We start from the raw sequence: 20,688 nt of genomic DNA, 5'->3' as shown, positions 1-20,688 counted from the left end.
GGGATCCAGGGCTGTATCGCGACACGGCTCTGAAGTCTCTGGATCCCCGCCTTCGCGGGGATGACGACTGGAGGCAGTCGCCGCGATACCCGCAGGACGTCATTCCCGCGAACGCGGGAATCCAGCGCCTTACCGCGACACGACTCTGAAGTCTCTAGATATCCGACTCAGCGGCTACGACGATTTGTGGAGCGCTCCGCAGAACCTGCCTGTCTTCATTCCAGGCACGGCGCGGATCAAGACTTCATAAGCATCGGCGCGGCTTCTTAAACGTCGTCTCTGCATCGGATGCCTCGCACATCGCAGCCATCACCCCGCTCAGCCACACCTATTTCCGCCACCGAAATCCCACTATCGCCGCGACAATTCCGTTCTGTTGTCGACATCACGAAAGCACACCATTTAAGCGCCACGCGGCGCTTGTCAGCGGTTCATGGCGATCCGCAGCATGACCGCAAGCACGCCCCCGCGTCGCTGCCCACCGCACCGGTTCATGGAGAGTCTTTCAATGCGCTTTCACCACGCCGCGTTGCCGCTGCTGCTGGCGATGTCCGCCAGCGCCGCCGCCGCCGATGATCTGCCCGTGTTCGTCACCGCCAAGTACGAGAACAAAGCCCAGTTGCAACGCATCGCATCGCGCTTCCAGCATTTGAACGTCGACCGCGCCGCCAAGACCGTGCGCGTGGAGGCGATGCCCGAGGATCTGACCGCGCTGACCGATGCCGGATTCAAGTACGAAATCGATCAGGAATCCACCGCGCGCCTGCAACGTCTGCAGACCGCGCTGCAAGGCTCCTTGAACGGGGTCAAGAGCATTCCCGGCTTCAGCTGCTTCCGCACGGTCGAAGAAACCTACGCGACCATGGACCAACTGGTGCAGAGCAAGCCCAATCTGGCGCGCATCACCAACATCGGGCCGACCTGGCAGAAGACCCAGAGTTCGGGCACCGGTTACGACATGCGCGTGCTGCGCATCAGCAACACCGCCACCGACAGCGCCTTGCCGAACAAGCCCACCCTGGTGCTGTTCGGCTCGATCCACGCGCGCGAATACGCGCCGGCGGAACTGGTGACCCGTTTCGCCGAAGGGCTGGTCAACGGCTACGGTACCGACGCCGAAGCCACCTGGCTGCTCGACAACTTCGCCTTCCAACTGGTGCTGCAGGCCAATCCCGACGGCCGCAAGAAGGCCGAGGCCGGCGCGTCGTGGCGCAAGAACGTCAACAACAGCAACGGCGGCAACTGCAGCGCCAGCAGCTACGGCACCGACCTCAACCGCAATTTCCCCTATCACTGGAACACCGTGTCCGGCGGCTCCAGCGGCAATCAATGCGTCGAAACCTATCGCGGGCCGACGCCTAGCTCCGATCCGGAAACCCAGAACCTGATGCGTCTGGTCGCCGGCACCCGCGGCAGCAACGGCGTCTACACCGGCGGCATCTTCCCCGACCGCCGCAGCGACGACGTCACCACGCCCGCGCCGACCGACTACCAAGGCGTCTTCATCGACATCCACAGCGCCGCCGACCTGGTGCTGTGGTCGTGGGGCGACACCAACAGCCCGGCGCCGAACAGCAGCGCGTTGCAGACCTTCGGCCGGCGCATGGCCTATTTCAACGGCTATCGCCCGCAGCAGTCCAACGAGCTGTACGGCACCGACGGCACCACCGACGACACCATGTACGGTCTGCTCGGCGTGCCGGGTTATACGATCGAACTGGGCGGCAGCTTCTTCGAAAGCTGCAGCAGCTTCACCGGCACCACCTTGCCCAACAACCTCAAGACCCTGCGCTATGTCGCGCGCAGCCTGTGGGCGCCGTACACGCTGCCCAGCGGACCGGACACCACCGTGGTCAACGTGTCGTCGGCGACGGTGCCGGCGGGAACGCCGGTGACGATCACCGCCAACGTCAACGACAGTCTGTTCAATCAGAGCAACGGCACCGAGCCGGTGCAGAACATCGCTTCCGCGCGCGCCTACCTCGATGCGCCGCCGTGGGCGAGCGGGGCCACGCCGATCGCGCTGAGCGCCAGCGACGGCAGCTTCAACAGCAGCAACGAAAACGTCACCGGCAGCATCTCCACCACCGGGCTCGCCCAGGGCGTGCATACCGTTTACGTGCAAGGCACCGACGCCTCGGGCAAGCCGGGCACGCCGAACGCGGTGCGCTTCACCGTCAGCGGCAGCGGCCCGGGCAACAATCCACCGGTGGCGAACTTCACCTCCAGCGCGAGCGGGCTGACGGTGAACTTCACCGACACCTCCACCGACAGCGACGGCAGCATCGCCTCGCGCAGCTGGAACTTCGGCGACGGCACCACCTCGACCGCGGCCAATCCGTCCAAGACCTACAGCGCGGCGGGCACCTACACCGTCAGCCTGACCGTCACCGACGACGACGGCGCCACCCACACCAAGAGCGCATCGGTCACCGTCAGCAGCCCCGGCGGCACCCAGACCTACACCAACGACACCGACGTGGCCATCGTCGACAACGCCACGGTGGAGAGCTCGATCGTGGTGTCCGGCCGCACCGGCAACGGCGGCGCCAGCACGCCGGTGCAGGTGACGATCTACCACACCTACAAGAGCGACATTAAGGTCGATCTGGTGGCGCCGGACGGGACCGTCTACAACATCCACAACCGCACCGGCGGCAGCGCCGACAACGTCATCGGCACCTTCAACAAGAACCTGTCGAGCGAGCCGCTCAACGGTACCTGGAAGCTGCGGGTGAACGACAACCAGAACAGCGACACTGGCCGCATCGACAGCTGGAGCATCACGTTCTGATCGATAGGCGGTAGTCGAACGGCGCCGCGGCCTTTATCGGTCGCGGCGCCGTTGGTGGCGGTGCGGGTGGGGTAGGGCGATGCAAGCGAGTCGGGCATCCGGGTCGGCGCGTTGGCTGCGACATGCGTTGGCCGCGGACCTTCGGACGCGTACGAAAGCTTCGAGTTACTGGTGTGCGTCACGAAAGCGCTCCGCTAGCGCGATCGAAGGGTTACCGGCGCCGGCAATCGGTTTGGATCATAGGTTCCGGCACGCGTTCGTGTGCTCCTGAATCTTCTCGATACCTCGGAGAACCTCCCATGCGCTTCCAACATGCCGCTCTGCCGCTGCTGCTGGCGTTGTCCGTCAGCGCCGCCGCCGCCGATCTTCCGGTATTCGTTACCGCCCATTACGACAACCCCGCGCAACTGCAACGTCTGGCTTCGCGCTTCCAGCACTTGATCGTCGACCGCGAATCCAAGACGGTGAAAGTCGAAGCCATGCCGGAAGATCTCACCGCGCTGCGCAATGCCGGCTTCGACTATCGCGTCGATCAAGACGCCACCGATCAGCTGCAGCGGCTGCAGACCTCGCTGCAAGGGTCCTTGCGCGGGGCCAAGAGCATTCCCGGTTTCAGTTGCTTCCGCACGGTCGAAGAAACCTACACGACCATGGACCAGCTGGCCCAGAGCAAGCCGAACCTGGCGCGCATCGTCAACATCGGCCCGACCTGGCAGAAGACCCGCAATCCCGCCACCGGCTACGACATGCGCGCGCTGCGCATCAGCAACACCGCCACCGACGTCGCTTTGCCGAACAAGCCGACACTGGTGCTGTTCGGTTCGATCCACGCGCGCGAGTACGCGCCCGCCGAGTTGGTCACGCGCTTCGCCGAAGGGCTGGTCAACGGCTACGGCACCGACGCCGAAGCGACCTGGTTGCTCGACAACTTCGCCTTCCAACTGATCCTGCAAGCCAATCCCGACGGCCGCAAGAAAGCCGAGGCGGGCGCCTCGTGGCGCAAGAATGTCAACAACAGCAACGGCGGCAGCTGCAGCGCCAGCAGTTACGGCACCGATCTCAACCGAAATTTCCCGTTCCACTGGAACTCCGCGGCAGGCGGCTCCAGCGGCAACCGGTGCGCGGAAACCTACCGCGGGCCGACGCCGACCTCCGATCCGGAAACCCAGAACCTGATGCGCCTGGTCGCCGGCACCCGCGGCAGCAACGGCGTCTACAGCGGCGGCATCTTCCCCGATCGCCGCAGCGACGACCTCACCGGCGCGGCGCCCACCGATTACCAAGGCGTATTCATCGACATCCACAGCGCCGCCGATCTGGTGCTGTGGCCCTGGGGCGATACCTCCAGTCTGGCGCCCAACAACGCGGCATTGCAGACGCTGGGCCGGCGCATGGCCTATTTCAACAACTACAAGCCGCAGCGATCCGCCGCTCTGTACGCCACCGACGGCACCACGCTCGATACGTTCTACGGTCTGCTCGGCGTGCCGGCTTATGCGTTCGAACTGGGCGGGAGCTTCTTCGAAAACTGCAACAGCTTCACCGGCACCACGCTGCCGAAGAACCTCAAGACCTTGCGCTACGTCGCGCGCAGCTTGTGGGCGCCGTACACGCTGCCCAGCGGGCCGGACACCACCGCGGTCAACGTGTCCTCGGCCACGGTGCCGGCGGGAACGCCGGTGACGATCACCGCCAATATCAACGACAGCCTGTTCCAGCAGAACAACGGTACCGAGCCGGTGCAGAACATCGCCTCCGCGCGCGCCTACCTGGACGCGCCGCCGTGGGCGAGCGGTGCGGTGCCGATCGCGCTCAGTGCCAGCGACGGAAGCTTCAACAGCAGCAACGAGAATGTGTCCGGCAGTATTTCCACCACCGGTTTGAGCCCTGGCGTGCACATCGTCTACGTGCAGGGCACCGACGCCTCGGGCAAGCCGGGTACGCCGAATGCGGTGCGGTTCACCGTTGGCGGCGGAGCCGCTCGCTGATATGGATCTCGTGCGGCGGCGTACGCGGATTGCATTGCCGTCCGCGGCCTGATCGGAGGCCGCAAGCGCTGCGGCAATCCCGACTTCGGTTGGGATTGCCGCTCGCAGCAAATACAGCGTGACAGCGATAGATTCGATGCGCGTCGGGGCTCCGATGCGGCTGCCATCGATAGCACCGTGCGCCGGCGTCGCACTGGTTGCTCGCAATCGATGTGACTTCGCTCATGGAACGCCATCGCGGTTCGAGCGACGCCAGGCGCGCTCAATCGCGTTTCTGTTTCCATTGGCGAAACCCTGAAAAATCCGGGTTTTCCGCGCGGTTTTGCGCGCATTGGACAGGGCGGCGCATGCGGTAATCGTTTACTGTTTCGTTGCATGACTCCAGTCACGAACGCGAATGTGCGCTCGCACCGGTTGTCGCTTGTTCGGTGCCGTATCGCACGCTTAGGGTCGAATACCGGGCGCACCGGATCGTTTTCCCCCGCACATGGCGGCGCCGCTTTCATCATCAGCAATGCAGCCGGCGTGCGCATGCCGCGTTCGCCGTTCCCATAGCCCGCGTCTTCATGCCGATGCCGGAGCATCCGCCGCAGACGCCGAACCAGGAGCGCCTCTCGTGAACCCGTATTCCGCCTCCTCGACTGTGAAGCTCGTCCCCGCCTTGCTCGCCCTTGCGCTGGCCGCCGCCGTATCGCCCGCGTTCGCACAAAGCCATGGCCACGACCATGCGCGCCCGGCCGACGCGACCGACGATCCGTTCAAGCCCGTCTACATCGTGACCTCGCGTCAGACCTTCGACGCGGGCGTGAAAACCTTGGCCAAGAACGCCACCGGCCTGGCCAACGCGGTCGGCAGTCCGCTGGTGATCGCCGAGCTGAAAACCCATCAGCTGCCCGACGTGACCCTGCAAGTGCACGAGAAGGAAAAGCGTTGCGGCGGTTTCTTCGCTTTCGACAGCCGCGCCGAGGCCGAGGCGTTCGTGCGCGCCGATCGCAGCCGCCAGGCCATCGAGGCCAAGTTCGCCACGTACACCATCGACAACCAGGCCACGGTGACGCCGTGGTTGAGTCAGGTCGCCGAAGCCAACATCCGCGGCACCATCAATCATCTGTCCATCCAGTATCCGAACCGCTATTACGCCTCCACCCATGGCCGCACCTCGGCCACCTGGATCCGCGACACCTGGTTGGCGCTGGGCAACGGCCGCAGCGACGTCAGCGCCGAGCTCTACACCGGCTGCACCAACTGCTCGACCCAGCCGTCGGTGATTCTGACCATCCAGGGCAGCGAACTGCCCAACGAAGTGGTGGTGCTCGGCGGACATCTGGACTCGATCTCCAGCACCGGCAGCGGCGATGCGATGAATGCGCCCGGCGCCGACGACGACGCCTCCGGCATCGCCACCCTGACCGAAGTGCTGCGCGTGGCCCTGGCCAGCGGCTACAAGCCCAAGCGCACGATCAAGTTCATGGGTTACGCCGCCGAGGAAGTGGGTCTGCGCGGTTCCAAGGCGATCGCCACCGACTTCCAGAACCGCGGCGTCAACGTGGTCGGCGTGTTGCAGCTGGACATGACCAACTACCGCGCCAGCGGCGCGCCCGACGTACGTCTGGTCAGCGACTACTCCAACTCGAGCCTGCAACAGTTCATGCGCGAGTTGTACACCACCTACCTCGGCGGCACCGTCGGCAGCTACACCTGCGGTTACGGTTGCTCCGATCACGCGTCGTGGACCTCGGCGGGTTTCCCGGCGGCGATCTACTTCGAAGGCGGCAGCAGCGGCGGCGGTTACTTCAATTCGATCCACACGCCCAACGACAAGTTGTCGAACATGGGCAACTCGGCGACCAACAGCGTGCCGTTCGCCAAGCTCGGTCTGGCCTTCCTCGGCGAACTGGGCAAGACCGCCGGCAGCGGCCCGGGGCCGGGTCCCGGCACCCAGACCTATACCAACGGCACCGACGTGGCGATCAACGACAACGCCACCGTCGACAGCCCGATCACCGTGTCCGGCCGCACCGGCAACGCGCCCAGCAACGCCAGCGTGTCGGTCAATATCGTCCACACCTACAAAGGCGATCTGAAGGTCGACCTGGTGGCGCCGGACGGTTCGCTCTACAACATCCACAACCGCACCGGCGGCAGCGCCGACAACGTCAGCGGCAGCTTCAGCTTCAATCTGTCGAGCGAACCGCTCAACGGCACCTGGAAGCTGCTGGTCAACGACAACGCCAGCAACGATGTCGGCCGCATCGATACCTGGAGCATCACCTTCTGATCGAGCGGTTTTTCGCTTCGATCCCGACCCCGGCTTCGGCCGGGGTTTTTTCTTTGAAAGCCGGTGCGGAGTGGATTCTGATCGCTCGCGACAAGCGGATTTCGCGAGCGGCTTGCCTTGCGATAGCGGTCGATAAGCGTTTTTTACGCAGATAAAGTGCGATAGCGCAGATGTTTGCGGCGGGCGTCGATATGTTTGACCGTAATCACGATTGGATCGACGCGAACGGCGCGATGTAGGGTATCGGCGCAGCGTTTGAAACCTTTAGCGTGATGAGCGCGCGGACATCGCCAATGCAGACCCGAGTGTCGCGGTCGCGATGATCCGTTGCATCTCCGCCGCAAGCATGCGCGCATGCGGGCCACTCATCGCACTGGCGCGCGCCGGTGTCTTCGCTCAGGGTCTTTATCGTGAAAATACGTTCTGTCTCCAAGGGTTTATTGTCGCTGGCGCTTTTGTCGGCGCTGTCCGCTACCGGCGCGGCCCATGCGCAAGTCGCCGACCGCGCTCAAGCGACGCCGGCCAACGCCGATACCGACCCGCTCGCACCGGTCTACATCGTCACCTCGCGCAAAACCTACGATGAGGGGGTGAAGACACTGGCCGGAAAGGCTTCGGCGCTGATCAATCCGGCCGGCGTGCCGCTGGTGGTCTCGGAGTTGAAGGCCCATCAGTTGAACGACGTGACCCGGCACGTGCACGAGTTGGAGAAGCGCTGCGGCGGTTATTTCGCCTTCCGCACCCGCGAACAGGCCGAAGCCTTCGTGCGCAACGATCTGAGCGCGCAGGCGATCACGGCCAATGCGGTCGCCTACACGCTCGACAATCAGGCCACGGTCAACCCGTGGCTGCCGCAAGTCAGCGAGGCCAACATCCGCGGCACCATCCATTCGCTGTCGACCAACTGGGCCAACCGCAGCGCGCATTCCAGCCAGGGCGTGGCCGCCTCGTCCTGGCTGCGCGATCGCTGGCTGGAAATCGCCGCCGGCCGCAGCGATGTCAGCGCCGAACTGGTGCCGTGCACCGCCGCCAAAATCTGCGGCAAGCAACACTCGGTGGTGCTGACGCTGAAAGGCAACGAGCTGGCCGATGAAGTGGTGGTGCTGGGCGCGCATCTGGATTCGATCAATACCAGCCAGAAAAACGCCGGCGACGCGATGCAGGCGCCGGGCGCCGACGACGACGCCTCGGGCGTGGCGACGCTGACCGAAGTGCTGCGCGTGGCCATGGCCAGCGGCTACAAGCCCAAGCGCACGATCAAGTTCATGGGCTATGCGGCCGAGGAGATCGGCCTGGGCGGTTCCAACACCATCGCCAACGATTACCGCCAGCGCGGCGTCAACGTGGTCGGCGTGCTGCAACTGGATATGACCAACTACCGCGCCGGCGGCGATCCGGACATCCGCATCATCAACGACAATTCCAACGAGTCGCTCAAGCAGATGCTGACCCGGTTGTTCGATACGTATCTGGCCGGCAGCGGCCTGCGCCTGGGCAGCTATACCTGCAACTACGGCTGCTCGGACCACTCATCGTGGACGACGGCGGGTTTCCCCGCGGCGATGTATTTCGAAGGCGGTTTTTTCCCCAAGATCCATACGCCCGACGACACCTTGGCGAACCTGGGCAACTCGGCCAAGAACAGCCTGCCGTTCGCCAAGCTGGGATTGGCGTTCCTCGGCGAGCTGGGCAAGACCTCGGGCACCGCGACGGGTCCGGGCCCCGGCCCTGGCACCGGCGCGCAGACCTACAGCAACGGCGCCGACTACGCGATCAAGGACAACGCCACGGTCGACAGCCCGATCTCGGTGAGCGGACGCAGCGGCAACGCGTCGGCGACGACGCGGGTGTCGGTGAACATCCAGCACACCTACAAGGGCGAGCTGAAAGTCGATCTGGTCGCGCCGGACGGCTCGCTTCACAAGATCCACGACCGCACCGGCGGCAGCGCCGATCATGTCGTCGGCGATTTCGTCTTCGATCTGTCCGGCAAGGGCTTGAACGGCACATGGAAGCTGCGGGTCAACGACAACGGCAACGGCGATGTCGGCAAGATCGACAGTTGGAGCATCACGTTCTGATCGCCGCGCGGGCTTGACGATTCGCCCCGGCCGCGGCCGGGGCGAATCGGTTTGCGGCCGAGCGCGCGCCTCAGCGCGTGCAGCTCTCGTTGGCTTCCAGCGCGTTGCGCTTGGCGATGCGCCAGTTGGTGACCGTGCCGAGCGCGTCGGTCTCGAAGGTCAGCTGGGTGTCCTTGCCGTCGGGCGGGGACACTTGCAGGAACGCGGCGCCTTCGAAGCTGGGGTTGGGCACTTGCTTGATCTGGCCGGCGTAGGCCTTGTTGATCTCATCGATGCTCATGCCGATGCGGCCGCCGCCGGGCGCCAGCGCCTTGGGATCGTAGACGTCGATGCCGGTCAGGCCGTCGCCGCCCATCAAGAAGCCGTACTGGTGGGTGATCGCGCCGCGCACCGGGTACAGCAGATAGCACTTGGCGTCGGGGCGCTGGCTGTTGTTGTCCTTCATCTCGCCGTTCCAGGCGCCGCGCACCGACGCGGCATCGGCGCCGAACTTGGCGCTGACCGTGCCGGCCTCGGTGCTGCCGTTGAAGCCGTCGTAACCGATCGCGTCGTTGCGCAGCACCCGCTCGGGCGGTTCCAGCGGGTTGGGCGCGGCCGCGACGGGCTGAGCGGCGGGCGCCTTGCCGGTATCGGCCTGGGCCGGAGCGGCCTGCGCGGTGGGTTCGGCCGGCTTCTGGCAAGCCGCCAGAACGCACAAAGCCAGGGCTGACACCGTCAGGGCCGGAACGAGTCGACGCATGTAGATCACCGCAGCGATGGGACAGGCCGTCGATGCTAATCGATCGTGGGTCGCAGCAAAGGCCGAATCCACAATCAGTGTGCGCTCAAATACGCGACCGAGTTGGCGAACCTGGGTCGGGCGCCGGGCCGCGCCGATGCCGGCGCGGACGGGTTTGCCGAGTGCGGCGGTTGCCCGGCGGCGTGCGCCGGGCGCGGTTCAGACCGCTTCGAAACGATTGGCTTCGACGTTCTTGCGCACTTTGGCCGGATCCCAGATGCGCCCGTTCATGGCGATGTAGACGCCGGTCGGCAGCGATTGCACCGCGCCGACCGCGGTGCCGATGTTGAACTCCGCGTCCGAACCGCGGAAACGCGCGGGATTGAGCGCGCCGGTGAGGACGATGGTCTTGCCGGGAATCGTCGCCAGCACCTTGGCGGTTTCGACCATGCTGTCGGTGCCGTGGGTCACCAGCACGTGCTGCGCTTCCTGCGCGGCGATGGCGGCGCGGATCAGTTCGCGATCGCTGGCGGTGATGTGCAGCGAATCCTTGCGGATGATCGGAATGACGCTGTAGCGGAACGCCACGCCGAGTTCTTCCAGGATCCGGCCGATCTGCGGTTCGCCGATCTGGTAGTCCGACTTGTCGTCGAAGTAGATCTTGTCGATCGTGCCGCCGGTGGTGACGATGCAGAGCTGGTCCATCTGGAGAAGGTTCGCGTGTGTCTGGGGAGGCCGGAAGTATAGGCCTGGCGGCACGGCGACCGGGATTCGGATTCGGTGCGGGAGGTGAACGGTTTGGGGGGTGTTGGCCGTGCGTGGGGGTATGGGGGCGTAGGACGGCTGGGTCGGTGGGGGCGGTTAGTGCGCGGGTGGGGGCTGGTCGTTGCCGGGTTTCTTGGCGAAGCGCGCTTTTACGCCGGCTAGGTTGGCCGCAAAGATCACCACCAACGCCAGCACCAACTCGATCCAGGCGTAGCCGCGCTCGGCCGGCGACGACCAGGCCAGCATCACCCCGTGGCAGAACCAGAACAGCGCGATCACCCCGGCCCAATACGCCGCCAGCCGGCTGCGCAGGGCCACGCCGACCGCGAGCAGGGCGGGCGGCGCCACGAACACGCTCAGCCCGGCCAGCAGGTGCTGCCGCGGCAGCACGTACCAGACGCAGAACAGCGCGGTCAGCGCGATCAGCGCGGCCAGCAGCGCCCAGTCCGCGCGGGTGCGCGCGCCGGGGGACGGCGCGTTCAACGGCTCACCTTGGCGACCAGCTCGGCGACGCGGCGGCCGAGCGCGCGCGCCAGGGCGGCTTCGTCGTCGCTGAGTTGCGGATCGTCCTGGCTGCCGGCGACGTGGCTGGCGCCGTAGGGCGTGCCGCCGCCGCGGGTGTGGCTGAGCGCGGGTTCGGTGTAGGGAATGCCGAGCAGCACGCAGCCGTGGTGCAGCAGCGGAACCATCATCGTCAGCAGGGTCGATTCCTGGCCGCCGTGCTGGGTGGCGGTGGAGGTGAACACCGCCGCCGGTTTGCCGACCAGGGTGCCGCTGGCCCATTCCGCGCCCAGGCCGTCGAGCCAATGCTTGACCGGCGCGGCCATGTTGCCGAAGCGGGTAGGGCTGCCGAGCACCAGGCCGACGCACTCGCTCAGATCGCGGGCGTCCACGTACGGCGCGCCGTCCTCGGGCACCGGCGGCGCCGCGGTCTGGGTGACCGCCGCCACCGGCGGCACCGTGCGCAGCCGCGCGACGACGCCGTCGACTTCGCCGATCCCGCGCGCGATCTGCCGCGCCAGCCGTGCGACCGAACCGCCGCGGCTGTAGTAGAGCACCAGAACTTCGGTCATTGGATTCTCCTTTGCGCGGGGAAGGATAGAGGAATGCGCGGGGGCGGGGGCGGGGTGCCCTCGCCCCAACCCCTCTGCCGCGCCCCGAAGGAAGTCACCTTGGGTGGCGAGCGGGAGAGGGGTTCAAGCGCGCGAGCGGGAGAAGGTGGCGCGAAGCGCCGGATGAGGGCGCCCCGCCGCAGCTTCACCTCCTGCATACCACCCCCACACCCCATCGGTTACCCTGCCCCCGATGGAACCACTGGATTCGATCTACCGTTGGAGCGAACGCGTGCGCGACCGCGCGCGCATGGCCACCTTCTTCCGCTTTCTCAGCCGCCGCTTCCTCGACGACAACCTGTTCCAGGCCGCCGGCGCCTTGTCCTACACCACCGTGTTCGCGCTGGTGCCGCTGTCGATGGTGGTGTTCGGCGTGCTCTCCGCGTTCCCGATGTTCGGCGAGTGGAGCGACCGTCTCAGCGACTACATCTTCTCCAACTTCGTACCGTCGGCGGCGCGTTCGGTGGAGAGCTACCTCAAGCAGTTCTCGGCCAACGCCGGCCAGCTCACCACCGCCGGCGTGATCGCGCTGGTGGTGTCGCTGCTGATCACCCTCAACGGGGTGGAATCGGCGTTCAACCGGATCTGGCGGGTGCATTCGGCGCGGCCGCGGCTCGGGCGCTTCCTGGTGTACTGGACCGTGCTGACCCTGGGCGCGCTGATGGCCGCGGCCAGCCTGGCGATCTCGGCGCGGTTTTTCGCCATGGACGTGTTCTCCACCGAACCCGGCCGCTGGCTCGAAGGCCTGCTGCTGCGGACCGCGCCGATGGGCCTGGAATGGCTGGCGTTCGCGGCGATCTACCGGGTGGTGCCGCACCGCACGATCAAATGGCGCCACGCGGTCGCCGGCGCGTTCCTGGCGATGGTGCTGTTCGAACTGATCAAGGGCGGCATCGGCCTGTACCTGGGCAGCTTCGGCTCGTATTCGAAGATCTACGGCACCCTGGCGTTCGTGCCGATCTTCCTGCTGTGGATCTATCTGAGCTGGATCGCGGTGCTGCTGGGCGCGTCGCTGGCGTCCTCGATCGCCGCGTTCCGCTACCAGCCCGCCTCGATGCGCCTGCCGCTGGGCTTCGAGATGTACGGCCTGCTGCGTCTGCTGGCGCGCTTCAACGAGGCGCGCAAGGACGGCCGCGGCCTGCACATCGACAGCATCCAGCAGCTCGAACCCATGCTCACCGACGCGCTGATCCAGCAGATGCTCGAACAGCTCGGCGACATCAACGTGGTGCGCCGCGCCGAAAGCGGCGAATGGCTGCTGGCGCGCGATCTGGACGATCTGTCGCTGGGCGAGCTGTACGAAGCCTGCAACCTGCGCATCCCCATCGCCGAGGCCATGCTGCCTTGCCGCGACGACTCGCTGGGCCAGTCCGCGGTTGCGGCGATGGACGAATTGCGCGTGCCGCTGCGCGCGCTGATGAAACGACGCGTGTCCAGCATTCACGCCGAAGAGGAAAATCCATGATTTCGAAGGTCCGCACTACCCGCGCCTTGCCGCTGCTTGGCGCCGCCATCGCGGCGCTGCTGCTGGCGGGTTGCCAGAAACCCAGCGGCGAGGCCAAGCCCGCCGATGCCTCGCAACCGGCCGCAATCGCGCCGGCCGAGACGAAGCCGCCCGAAGCGCCCGCCACCGCGGCGCCGGCCGCATCCGACACGCCCGAACTGCGCATCGCCACGCTCGACGGCAAGACCTACGACCTGGCCGAACATCGCGGCCGCTGGGTGGTAGTGAATTTCTGGGCGACCTGGTGCGCGCCGTGCATCAAGGAAATGCCCGAGTTGTCCGCGCTGGACACGATGCGCGAACACATCGAGGTGGTCGGGCTGGCTTACGAGGAAATCGAGAAGGCCGAGATGGAGGCTTTCCTGAAGAAGCATCCGGTGTCGTATCCGATCGCGATCGTCGACGTCGCCGATCCGCCCAAGGCCTTCGATACGCCCAAGGGGTTGCCGATGACCTATCTGATCGGGCCCGACGGCAAGGTCGCGGAGAAGTTCCTCGGTCCGGTCGACGCGAAGAAGCTGGAAGACGCCATCGCCAAGGCCGGCGGCCCGGAGCCGGGCGACGCCCCGGCCGAACCGGCGGCGCCCGCGGCGAAATCGTGAGCGCGGCGCGCTTCTTCGTTTCCGGCAAAGTGCAGGGCGTGTGGTTTCGCGCGTCTACGCGCGATCGCGCCGTGGCGCTGGGCCTGCGCGGCTACGCCAACAATTTGCGCGACGGCCGCGTTGAGGTGTTGGCGGTGGGCGAAGCGGCAGCGGTCGAGCAACTGGGGCAGTGGTTGCAGCGCGGGCCGGAGCTGGCGCGGGTGGAGCAGGTGCTGCGGGAATCGGCGGGCGAGGATGAAGCCGGCGATGGGTTCGTTTGCGGATAACAGCTAAGCCCCGATCCACCACGACGTCCCCCGCCTACGGCTTTCCCCCCTTTGAAAAAGGGGGGCTAGGGGGGATTTGCTCTTGGCCAGTTACAGCGCCCCCAACGGCTCCATCAGCCGCCCATTGCGCCACTCCCGCTGCGCGACCACATGGCCCCGGCGATCGAGGTACTGCACGATCGAACGCACCGTCACCACCGGATAATCCCCGCTCAGACGCGTACCGATCGAATGATCGGCAAACGCGACATTGGCGCTGAACAAACCGCCGAGCACGCGCTTGGAATAAGGGATATGCACGCGATCGGGCACAAACCCGTCGCGCTTGGCCGCAAGGTAGGCGCCACCGCGCCCGCTGTCCGCGCCGCCGCTCGGCAAACTCGCGCCCAAAATTTCCAGCACCCACGCGGTGGAGTTCTGATACTCCGCGCTGCCCGGCCGCGCGATCAGGTTGTAGCGCGGCTGATGCAGGTCGTTGCGTGGCAGCGCGCGCAGCCGTTCGGCCAGGCGCTGCGCTTGTTCCGGCTGCAGCCAGACGATCCGCGCATCCTGATTGACCAACTGATCGGAGAAGAAATTGACCAATCCCTGGGTGTAGAGATTGGAGCGCTCGCTGCCGCATTCGTTGAGCAGATGCACCGCGGTCCAGCGGCCGGCCGGATGGTCGCGCACGACGAAGCCGACGTGGCTGTACACCAACCCCTGCTTGGACAGATCGGTGCCGACCCGGGCGACCAGCGCCAGCGGCGCGTCGCGTTCGTCCAGCGCGGCGGCCACGGTCAGCGCGGTCTGGGCCGCGGCGGCGAGCTTGTCCGGCGACACGGTCTGGGCGTCGCAACCGGTGCCCGCACGTCCTTGTGCGGGCATCAGCCCCGCCACTCCTAGCGTCGCCATCGCGGCAGCGAGCTTGGCGCTGGCCGCGAATGCCTTGAATCGGGTGAGAACAACCATCGCGAAGGTCATCCGGTGACCCGCTGGCTGTGGATCAATTCGCGCGCGCGGTCGTTGGGCACGAAGCAGATGAACTTGCCGGCGGTATCGCTGAGCAACCAGCCGCCGACGACCACCGACACCAGCACCGTCGACCCGACCAATACGCCGAGCGCCTTGGCCTGCTGGGCCGAAAGCTTGACCACGAACGAGGCGCCGGCGCCCGCGGCCGAGATCGTCAGCGCCACGCCTTGGGCGCTGGCCTGCACGCCGGTGACGGAAAACTTGGCGCCCTGCGAGAGTGCGTTCGCCGCGGCCACCGGCACTTCGACCGAAGCGTCCAGGCTGGCCGCGGACTGGCGGCTCAGCGCGTCGGATTGCACCGCCGCCCTCGCTGGCGTCCCTGCCAGCGAGCCCGCGATGGCGGCAGCGACCAGAACGAGGAGGAGCAGGCGTTCGGAAATCCGTGTCATTCATGCCACCTCGTTCAGGTCCGCGGCCACCTTCGGCGCGGCCGGGAGGGCTTGGCAAGATTCATCGACAGGGTCGCTGTAATTTCTCTGTTCAGTAGCGTAATTTGATACCCATGGCCCTCTCCATCGAGCTCGTAGACGCCCTCAAGCGCTTTTTGCGCGCACAGGATCTGACCTATCGCGATCTGGCCGGGCGGCTCAAGCTCAGCGAGGCGGCGGTCAAACGCATGTTTTCGCGCCGGGCGATGAGCCTGCAGCGGCTGGAGGAGGTCTGCGATGTGCTCGACATCGGCCTGGCCGAGCTCAGCGCCGAGGCCGCGCGCGGCCGCGCGCCGATGGCCACGCTCAGCGAAGCGCAGGAGCAGGCGCTGGTCGACGAACCGGCGCTGCTGGTCGCGTTGTTTCTGACCTTGAACCGCTGGAAGCAGGCCGATGTGCAGGCCCATTTCAATTTCGACAACGCGCGCTGGACCGGGTTGATGGTCAAGCTCGACCGGCTCGGCATCATCGAACTGATGCCCGGCAACCGCGGCCGCCCGCGCACCGCGCGCAATTTCCGCTGGCGCGCCGACGGGCCGATGGAGCGGTATTTCCGCCTGCGTCTGCTTGGCGACTACTTCGCCGATCCTTTCGACGGCGAACAGGACGTGCTGCTGTTGCTCAGCGGATCGCTGAGCATCGCCGGCATCCGCGAGCTCAAGCAGCGATTGAACGAAGTGGCGCGCGAATTCGACGCGCTGCTGGCCCGCGACGCGGCGCTGACGGCGCAGGAGCGGGTGGGGGTGAGTCTGGTGCTGGCGCAGAAGCCGTGGTTGCTGCAGTTGTTTCAGCCGTATCGGAAGTCGCAGTAGCGGCGGTTCCGGGGCGCATGGCGAAGGCGTCCTGCTTTTGCTCGTCATTCCCGCGAAGGCGGGAATCCAGCGACTTCAAGCGTTCTCGCACGAAAGGCCCTGGATTCCCGCGTTCGCGGGAATGACGGTAGGTGGGTACGCTGTTGCCGAGAGCCGAGAGCCGAGAGCCGAGAGCCGAGAGCCGAGAGCCGAGAGCCGAGAGCCGAGAGCCGAGAGCCGAGTGCGCAACGCGAAACGACCAGCCCGAACCCCGCAAATCACCCAATCGGCTTAAGCACCCCATACTTCTCCTTCGACGGCTTGCCCTTGAGCTTGGGAAACTCCAACGCCGCCGACTTCACATCCGTATCGGGCAACCGCGAAAGCAAATCGCGGATCAAGGTCAGCCGCCCCTGGCGCTGATCGTTGAAATCCACCAGCGTCCACGGCGCGTTCTTGGTATGGGTGGCCTCCAGCATGGCCTCGCGCGCCTTGGTGTAATCGTCGTAGTGCTGGCGCGCCTGCAAGTCGATCGGCGACAGCTTCCAGCGCTTGAGCGGATCCTCAAGACGCTCGGCGAAGCGTTCTTCCTGCTGCGCCTGATCGCAGCACAGCCAGTACTTGAACAACAGCACGCCATCGTCGGTGAGCAACTTCTCGAACACCGGCGCCTGCTTCAGAAACGCCTTGACCTGCTCGGGTTTGGCGAATCCCATCACCCGCTCCACGCCGGCGCGGTTGTACCAACTGCGGTCGAACAACGCGATCTCGCCCGCCGCCGGCAGATGCGGCACATAGCGCTGGAAATACCACTGGCCGCTTTCGCGCTCGCTGGGTTTGGACAGGGCGACGATGTGGCATTGGCGCGGGTTGAGATGTTCCGACAACGCGCCGATGGCGCCGCCCTTGCCGGCGGTGTCGCGTCCTTCCAGCAGCACCACCACGCGCTTGCCCGAGTGCTGCAGCCAGCGCGCCATCGCCACCAGTTCCAGTTGCAGCGGTTCGAGCTGGGCTTGGTAGTCCTTGCGCTTGAGCTGGCTCATCGTTTGGCCTTCCTGGTTCTCGATGCGGTCGATTTGGCGGCGGGCTTGCCCGCGGCGCCGCGTTTGGTCCCGGCCATGGCGGTGGCCACTTCCAGCAACGCACCTTGCTGCTTGGTGTTGAGCGCGCGGTAGGCGGCGAGCAGATCGTGTTCGCCCTGGGTGCGGGCCGGGTCGAGGGTGCTGGCCAGTTCGGCCAGCAGCGCGCCGGCGGGTACGCCGAAGGCGCGCGCGAGCGCGTCGAGTTGGTCCTTGCCGGGCAGTTTGTCGCCGCGCAGCCAGGCGCCGACGGTGGCCGCGCCGGCGCGCGGAATCGCGGTCGCCAGATCGGTCACGCTCAAACCGCTGGCCTTGGTCAGCAGACGTAGGGTGGTGTCCAGCGACATGCCCTTCACTCCTTGAGGCGGGGACGCAAAGTGGCGAGGTTGCACGGCCGGGTGCGCGCGTCCAGTTGCGCGGCGACGATCTTTTCCCAGGCGGTGCGGCAGGCCGAGGTCGAGCCCGGCAGGCAGAACAGGAAGGTGGCGTTGGCCAGGCCGGCGAAGGCGCGCGATTGCAGGGTCGAGGTGCCGATTTCCTCGAAGCTGAGCGCGCGAAACAACTCGCCGAAGCCGGGCATCTGCTTGTCCAGCAACGGCAGCAGCGCCTCGGGGGTGGAGTCGCGGCCGGTGAAGCCGGTGCCGCCGGTGACCAGGATGCCGTCGACGCCGTCGTCGGCGATCCACTGCGATACCGCGGCGCGCAGTTGGTAACGGTCGTCCGGCAGCAGCTTGCGTTCGACCAGCCGATGGCCGGCGTCGGTGAGCGACTGGATCAGGTAATCGCCGGAGCTGTCGTTGGCCAGGGTGCGGCTGTCGGATACGGTCAGCACGCACAGGTTCAGGGGGATGAAATCGCGTTCTGCGGTCATGGTCGGAGCCTAGCGCAAATGCATGTGGGGGAGGTTAGCGATCTGTCGGCGCGGCGCTCAGCGCGCCGGTCCTTGCAGCGCGGCCGGCGCTTCGCCCTTGCGCTGGCGCCGGGCCATCGCGATGGCCATCGCGGCGAAGTCCACGGCGAAGCCGTCCATGTCGAACAGGCCGCTGTCGGCGCGGCGCGCGGCCAGTTCCGCGCGCACGCCGGCCAGGGCGTCGCGGTCGTTGCCCAGGGCGATCGCGCGGGCGATGAAGGCGGCATCGTCGGCGGCGTTCATGTGGCCCATGCCGAGGTGATGGTTGAGGCTGCCGGCCACGCGCGCGGCGAAGGTCGCGCCGGGACGGGTCAGCACCGGGCAGCCGGCCCACAGCGCGTCGGAGGCGGTGGTGTGGGCGTTGTAGGGATCGGTGTCGAGAAACAGATCGGCATGGCGCAAGCGCGCCAGGTAGTCGGCGTGCGGCTGTTTGCGCATGAACACCAGCCGGGCCGGATCCAGGCCGCGCGCCGCGGCGAAATCGCGCAAGCGCTGATCGGCGCGGCCCGGGCCGGAGAGCAGCCACAGCACGCTGCCGGGCACCGCGCGCAGCACCTCCAGCGCGCGCGCGACGCTGCGCGGATTGAGCTTGTAGCTGTTGTTGAAACAGCAGAACACCACGCCCTCGTCGGGCAGCCCGCATTCGCCGCGCGGCGGCGGCGGCGGCAGTTCGCGGCGGGTGTCGGAGGGCTGGAAGCAACGCGGCAGCCAAGCCACGGTCTCGCTGAAATCGGCCCGCATCGATTCGGGCAACACATAACGGTCGGCGAGGACGTAATCGATCCACGGCGCGGCCGAGGTGCCCGGGTAAGCGAGCCAGTTGACCTGCACCGGTGCCGGCCGCATCGCCAGCACTTCCGGGGTGCCGCCGCCGCCCCAGCCGCGCAGGTCGAACAACACGTCGATGCCGGCGCGGCGGATGCTGGCGGCGACCTGCGCATGCGGTTGCATCGCCACGTCGTGGACGCTGTCGGCCGCGGCGTGCAGGCGCCGGCGGATCGGGCTGTCGTCGTCGCGATTGAGCGCGAACAGGTGCAGTTCGATGCCGCCGCGGCGATACATGGCTTCGAACAAGGCCACGGTCAGCAGACCGGTGGGATGCGCGCCGAAGCCGTTCGACAAAAAGCCCAGGCGCACGTTGGCGGCGACGTCCTTGGCCGGTGCCGGCGGCAGCGGCCGCACCGCTTGCGCGATCATCGCCGCGCGCAGGCCGGCGCAGCGGCGTTGTTCGGCGGCGCTGGCGTCTTCGCTGAGGAAGGCGAACGGTTCCACCGCGGCTTGCGCGCGCGCCACCGCTGCGCGGACCTGGCGCGAGAGCGCGTCCAGATCGCGCCAATCGCACAGGCGCCGGCGCCAGTTGAGCAGGTAGGCGGCGAGTTGCGGTTCGTTCGGCGCCAGGCCGTAGGCGTGGGCATAAGCGGCCAACGCGCCTTCGGCGTCGCCGACATCTTCCAGGGCATGCGCCAGCCACACCGCGATGCCCGGGTGCTGCGGCGCCGCGCGCGCGGCCGCGCGCAGGCTGGCCACCGCGTCGTCGCGTTTGCCCTGCATCCATTGCGCGCGCCCCAGCCGCGCCAGCGCTTCGGGGTGGCCCGGGCGCAACTGCAGCGCGCGCCGCGAGGCGGATTCGCCGGCCTGGGCGTCGCCGGCATCGAGTTCGTGTTCGGCCAACATCACCCAGGCCATCGCGTCGCCGGGATTGCGCTGCAGCGCCTGGCGCAATTGCGCGCGCGGATCGTTCATGGCGTCGGCTTCGACGACGGCGGCACGGACCGAGGCGTCACGCCGCGGCCAACGGCAGGTGGTAGCGCTGGGTGCCGTCGTAGCGGCGCCAACCGTTGGCGTCGTACAAGGCCTGGGCGGTCAGATTGTCGTGATCGGTTTCCAGTTCCAGCCGCGCGGCGCCGTCGGCGCGCGCGAATTCGGCGGCGGCCGCGAGCAAGGCCTGGGCGACGCCGCGGCGGCGCGCGGCCGGATCGACGTAGAGATCGTTGAGCACCCACACGCGCGCGGCGCGCACCGAGGAGAAGGTCGGGTATAGCTGGGTGAAACCGGCGCCGTCGGCGCCGTCCAGCGCGGCCAGCAACAGCACCGAATCGCCGCGGCGCAGGCGTTCGCCGATAAAGGCGCGCGAGACCGCGGCGTCTTCGCGCTGGGTGTAGAAGTGCCGGTAGCTGTCGAACAGCGGCGCGAGCAGGTCCAGGTCGGCGGCGACGGCGTGGCGGACGGTAGGGCTCATCGGGATGTCGGCGCGGCGGAGGAAGCCCGATTATGGCCGCAGGGCCGGGCAACGTCATGACCCGCGCCGGCGAATCGGAGTGTGCGTGCCCCCAGTTCGCCGCGATGTGGGCAATCTAC

The 20,688-nt window shown here is 66.9% G+C and carries 19 protein-coding genes; 8 read left to right on the top strand and 11 right to left on the bottom strand.

Annotated elements, in window-relative coordinates:
* Positions 1–508 precede the first annotated feature (508 nt).
* The 4 genes from V7787_RS42815 to V7787_RS42800 all read left to right on the top strand — a co-directional run bounded on the left by V7787_RS42815 (position 509) and on the right by V7787_RS42800 (position 9,141).
* Positions 509–2,794: a M14 family zinc carboxypeptidase gene (locus V7787_RS42815; RefSeq protein ID WP_336093734.1), complete on the top strand. Its 2,286-nt coding sequence runs from the start codon at positions 509–511 to the stop codon at positions 2,792–2,794.
* Positions 2,795–3,093: 299 nt separating this feature from the next.
* A complete protein-coding gene (locus tag V7787_RS42810) occupies positions 3,094–4,782 on the top strand; it encodes a M14 family zinc carboxypeptidase (protein ID WP_336093733.1) in 1,689 nt (562 codons plus the stop codon).
* A 616-nt stretch (positions 4,783–5,398) separates the two neighbouring features.
* A complete protein-coding gene (locus V7787_RS42805; protein ID WP_336093732.1) occupies positions 5,399–7,060 on the top strand; it encodes a M20/M25/M40 family metallo-hydrolase in 1,662 nt (553 codons plus the stop codon).
* Positions 7,061–7,470: 410 nt separating this feature from the next.
* On the top strand, positions 7,471–9,141 hold the full coding sequence (locus V7787_RS42800; protein WP_336093731.1) for a M20/M25/M40 family metallo-hydrolase: 1,671 nt from the start codon (positions 7,471–7,473) through the stop codon (positions 9,139–9,141).
* Positions 9,142–9,211: 70 nt separating this feature from the next.
* Here the strand turns inward: V7787_RS42800 and V7787_RS42795 are convergent, their stop codons facing one another.
* The 4 genes from V7787_RS42795 to wrbA form a co-directional block, all read right to left on the bottom strand.
* Positions 9,212–9,880, bottom strand: coding sequence for a hypothetical protein (locus V7787_RS42795; RefSeq protein ID WP_336093729.1), 669 nt, complete (start codon positions 9,878–9,880; stop codon positions 9,212–9,214).
* A gap of 198 nt (positions 9,881–10,078) precedes the next feature.
* Positions 10,079–10,564: an asparaginase domain-containing protein gene (locus V7787_RS42790; RefSeq protein WP_336093727.1), complete on the bottom strand. Its 486-nt coding sequence runs from the start codon at positions 10,562–10,564 to the stop codon at positions 10,079–10,081.
* 156 nt (positions 10,565–10,720) lie between these two features.
* Positions 10,721–11,107: a DUF2069 domain-containing protein gene (locus tag V7787_RS42785; protein WP_336093725.1), complete on the bottom strand. Its 387-nt coding sequence runs from the start codon at positions 11,105–11,107 to the stop codon at positions 10,721–10,723.
* On the bottom strand, positions 11,104–11,697 hold the full coding sequence (wrbA, locus tag V7787_RS42780; RefSeq protein WP_336093723.1) for an NAD(P)H:quinone oxidoreductase: 594 nt from the start codon (positions 11,695–11,697) through the stop codon (positions 11,104–11,106). Before wrbA ends, V7787_RS42785 begins: the two co-directional genes overlap by 4 nt.
* A gap of 232 nt (positions 11,698–11,929) precedes the next feature.
* On the opposite strand from wrbA, the gene V7787_RS42775 reads away from it, so the two are divergent.
* The 3 genes from V7787_RS42775 to V7787_RS42765 are packed head-to-tail and all read left to right on the top strand — an operon-like array spanning position 11,930 to position 14,108.
* On the top strand, positions 11,930–13,201 hold the full coding sequence (locus V7787_RS42775; RefSeq protein ID WP_336093721.1) for a YihY family inner membrane protein: 1,272 nt from the start codon (positions 11,930–11,932) through the stop codon (positions 13,199–13,201).
* A complete protein-coding gene (locus V7787_RS42770) occupies positions 13,198–13,842 on the top strand; it encodes a TlpA family protein disulfide reductase (RefSeq protein ID WP_336093719.1) in 645 nt (214 codons plus the stop codon). The genes V7787_RS42775 and V7787_RS42770 overlap by 4 nt, the downstream gene beginning before the upstream one ends.
* Positions 13,839–14,108, top strand: a complete 270-nt coding sequence (locus V7787_RS42765; protein ID WP_336093717.1) for an acylphosphatase — start codon at positions 13,839–13,841, stop codon at positions 14,106–14,108. The genes V7787_RS42770 and V7787_RS42765 overlap by 4 nt, the downstream gene beginning before the upstream one ends.
* A 90-nt stretch (positions 14,109–14,198) precedes the next feature.
* Here the strand turns inward: V7787_RS42765 and V7787_RS42760 are convergent, their stop codons facing one another.
* Together V7787_RS42760 and V7787_RS42755 are read right to left on the bottom strand one after the other, a co-directional pair.
* Positions 14,199–14,975 (bottom strand): DUF2145 domain-containing protein, encoded by a 777-nt coding sequence (locus V7787_RS42760; protein ID WP_336093715.1) that lies wholly within the window; start codon positions 14,973–14,975, stop codon positions 14,199–14,201.
* 92 nt (positions 14,976–15,067) lie between these two features.
* Positions 15,068–15,511, bottom strand: a complete 444-nt coding sequence (locus V7787_RS42755) for a hypothetical protein (RefSeq protein WP_336093714.1) — start codon at positions 15,509–15,511, stop codon at positions 15,068–15,070.
* A gap of 113 nt (positions 15,512–15,624) precedes the next feature.
* Here V7787_RS42755 and V7787_RS42750 point away from each other — a divergent pair, with 113 nt between their 5' ends.
* Positions 15,625–16,362, top strand: a complete 738-nt coding sequence (locus V7787_RS42750; RefSeq protein WP_336093712.1) for a helix-turn-helix domain-containing protein — start codon at positions 15,625–15,627, stop codon at positions 16,360–16,362.
* A 257-nt stretch (positions 16,363–16,619) separates the two neighbouring features.
* Here the strand turns inward: V7787_RS42750 and ppk2 are convergent, their stop codons facing one another.
* The 5 genes from ppk2 to V7787_RS42725 are packed head-to-tail and all read right to left on the bottom strand — an operon-like array spanning position 16,620 to position 20,569.
* On the bottom strand, positions 16,620–17,384 hold the full coding sequence (ppk2, locus tag V7787_RS42745) for a polyphosphate kinase 2 (RefSeq protein WP_336093710.1): 765 nt from the start codon (positions 17,382–17,384) through the stop codon (positions 16,620–16,622).
* Positions 17,381–17,767: a helix-turn-helix domain-containing protein gene (locus V7787_RS42740; RefSeq protein WP_336093708.1), complete on the bottom strand. Its 387-nt coding sequence runs from the start codon at positions 17,765–17,767 to the stop codon at positions 17,381–17,383. Before V7787_RS42740 ends, ppk2 begins: the two co-directional genes overlap by 4 nt.
* 5 nt (positions 17,768–17,772) lie before the next feature.
* Positions 17,773–18,291, bottom strand: a complete 519-nt coding sequence (gene moaB, locus V7787_RS42735; RefSeq protein ID WP_336093706.1) for a molybdenum cofactor biosynthesis protein B — start codon at positions 18,289–18,291, stop codon at positions 17,773–17,775.
* Between the two features lie 57 nt (positions 18,292–18,348).
* On the bottom strand, positions 18,349–20,073 hold the full coding sequence (locus V7787_RS42730; RefSeq protein ID WP_336093704.1) for an O-linked N-acetylglucosamine transferase, SPINDLY family protein: 1,725 nt from the start codon (positions 20,071–20,073) through the stop codon (positions 18,349–18,351).
* 37 nt (positions 20,074–20,110) lie between these two features.
* Positions 20,111–20,569 carry a GNAT family N-acetyltransferase gene (locus V7787_RS42725; protein WP_336093702.1) on the bottom strand — a complete coding sequence of 153 codons (459 nt, stop codon included), beginning with the start codon at positions 20,567–20,569 and terminating at the stop codon, positions 20,111–20,113.
* Positions 20,570–20,688 lie beyond the last annotated feature (119 nt).

The organism is Pseudomonas sp. CGJS7 (genome assembly GCF_036961695.1).
Note: the sequence above shows the minus strand (reverse complement) of the source record. Positions and strands in the feature narration are given on the sequence as shown.

Excerpts from the sequence above, each read along its gene's own strand:
- V7787_RS42795 (WP_336093729.1), bottom strand. The coding sequence starts at position 9,880 with ATGCGTCGACTCGTTCCGGCCCTGACGGTGTCAGCCCTGGCTTTGTGC.
- V7787_RS42810 (WP_336093733.1), top strand. The coding sequence starts at position 3,094 with ATGCGCTTCCAACATGCCGCTCTGCCGCTGCTGCTGGCGTTGTCCGTC.
- moaB (WP_336093706.1), bottom strand. The coding sequence starts at position 18,291 with ATGACCGCAGAACGCGATTTCATCCCCCTGAACCTGTGCGTGCTGACC.
- V7787_RS42740 (WP_336093708.1), bottom strand. The coding sequence starts at position 17,767 with ATGTCGCTGGACACCACCCTACGTCTGCTGACCAAGGCCAGCGGTTTG.
- V7787_RS42755 (WP_336093714.1), bottom strand. The coding sequence starts at position 15,511 with ATGACACGGATTTCCGAACGCCTGCTCCTCCTCGTTCTGGTCGCTGCC.
- wrbA (WP_336093723.1), bottom strand. The coding sequence starts at position 11,697 with ATGACCGAAGTTCTGGTGCTCTACTACAGCCGCGGCGGTTCGGTCGCA.
- V7787_RS42760 (WP_336093715.1), bottom strand. The coding sequence starts at position 14,975 with ATGCCCGCACAAGGACGTGCGGGCACCGGTTGCGACGCCCAGACCGTG.
- ppk2 (WP_336093710.1), bottom strand. The coding sequence starts at position 17,384 with ATGAGCCAGCTCAAGCGCAAGGACTACCAAGCCCAGCTCGAACCGCTG.
- V7787_RS42750 (WP_336093712.1), top strand. The coding sequence starts at position 15,625 with ATGGCCCTCTCCATCGAGCTCGTAGACGCCCTCAAGCGCTTTTTGCGC.
- V7787_RS42730 (WP_336093704.1), bottom strand. The coding sequence starts at position 20,073 with ATGAACGATCCGCGCGCGCAATTGCGCCAGGCGCTGCAGCGCAATCCC.
- V7787_RS42790 (WP_336093727.1), bottom strand. The coding sequence starts at position 10,564 with ATGGACCAGCTCTGCATCGTCACCACCGGCGGCACGATCGACAAGATC.
- V7787_RS42770 (WP_336093719.1), top strand. The coding sequence starts at position 13,198 with ATGATTTCGAAGGTCCGCACTACCCGCGCCTTGCCGCTGCTTGGCGCC.
- V7787_RS42775 (WP_336093721.1), top strand. The coding sequence starts at position 11,930 with ATGGAACCACTGGATTCGATCTACCGTTGGAGCGAACGCGTGCGCGAC.
- V7787_RS42815 (WP_336093734.1), top strand. The coding sequence starts at position 509 with ATGCGCTTTCACCACGCCGCGTTGCCGCTGCTGCTGGCGATGTCCGCC.
- V7787_RS42725 (WP_336093702.1), bottom strand. The coding sequence starts at position 20,569 with ATGAGCCCTACCGTCCGCCACGCCGTCGCCGCCGACCTGGACCTGCTC.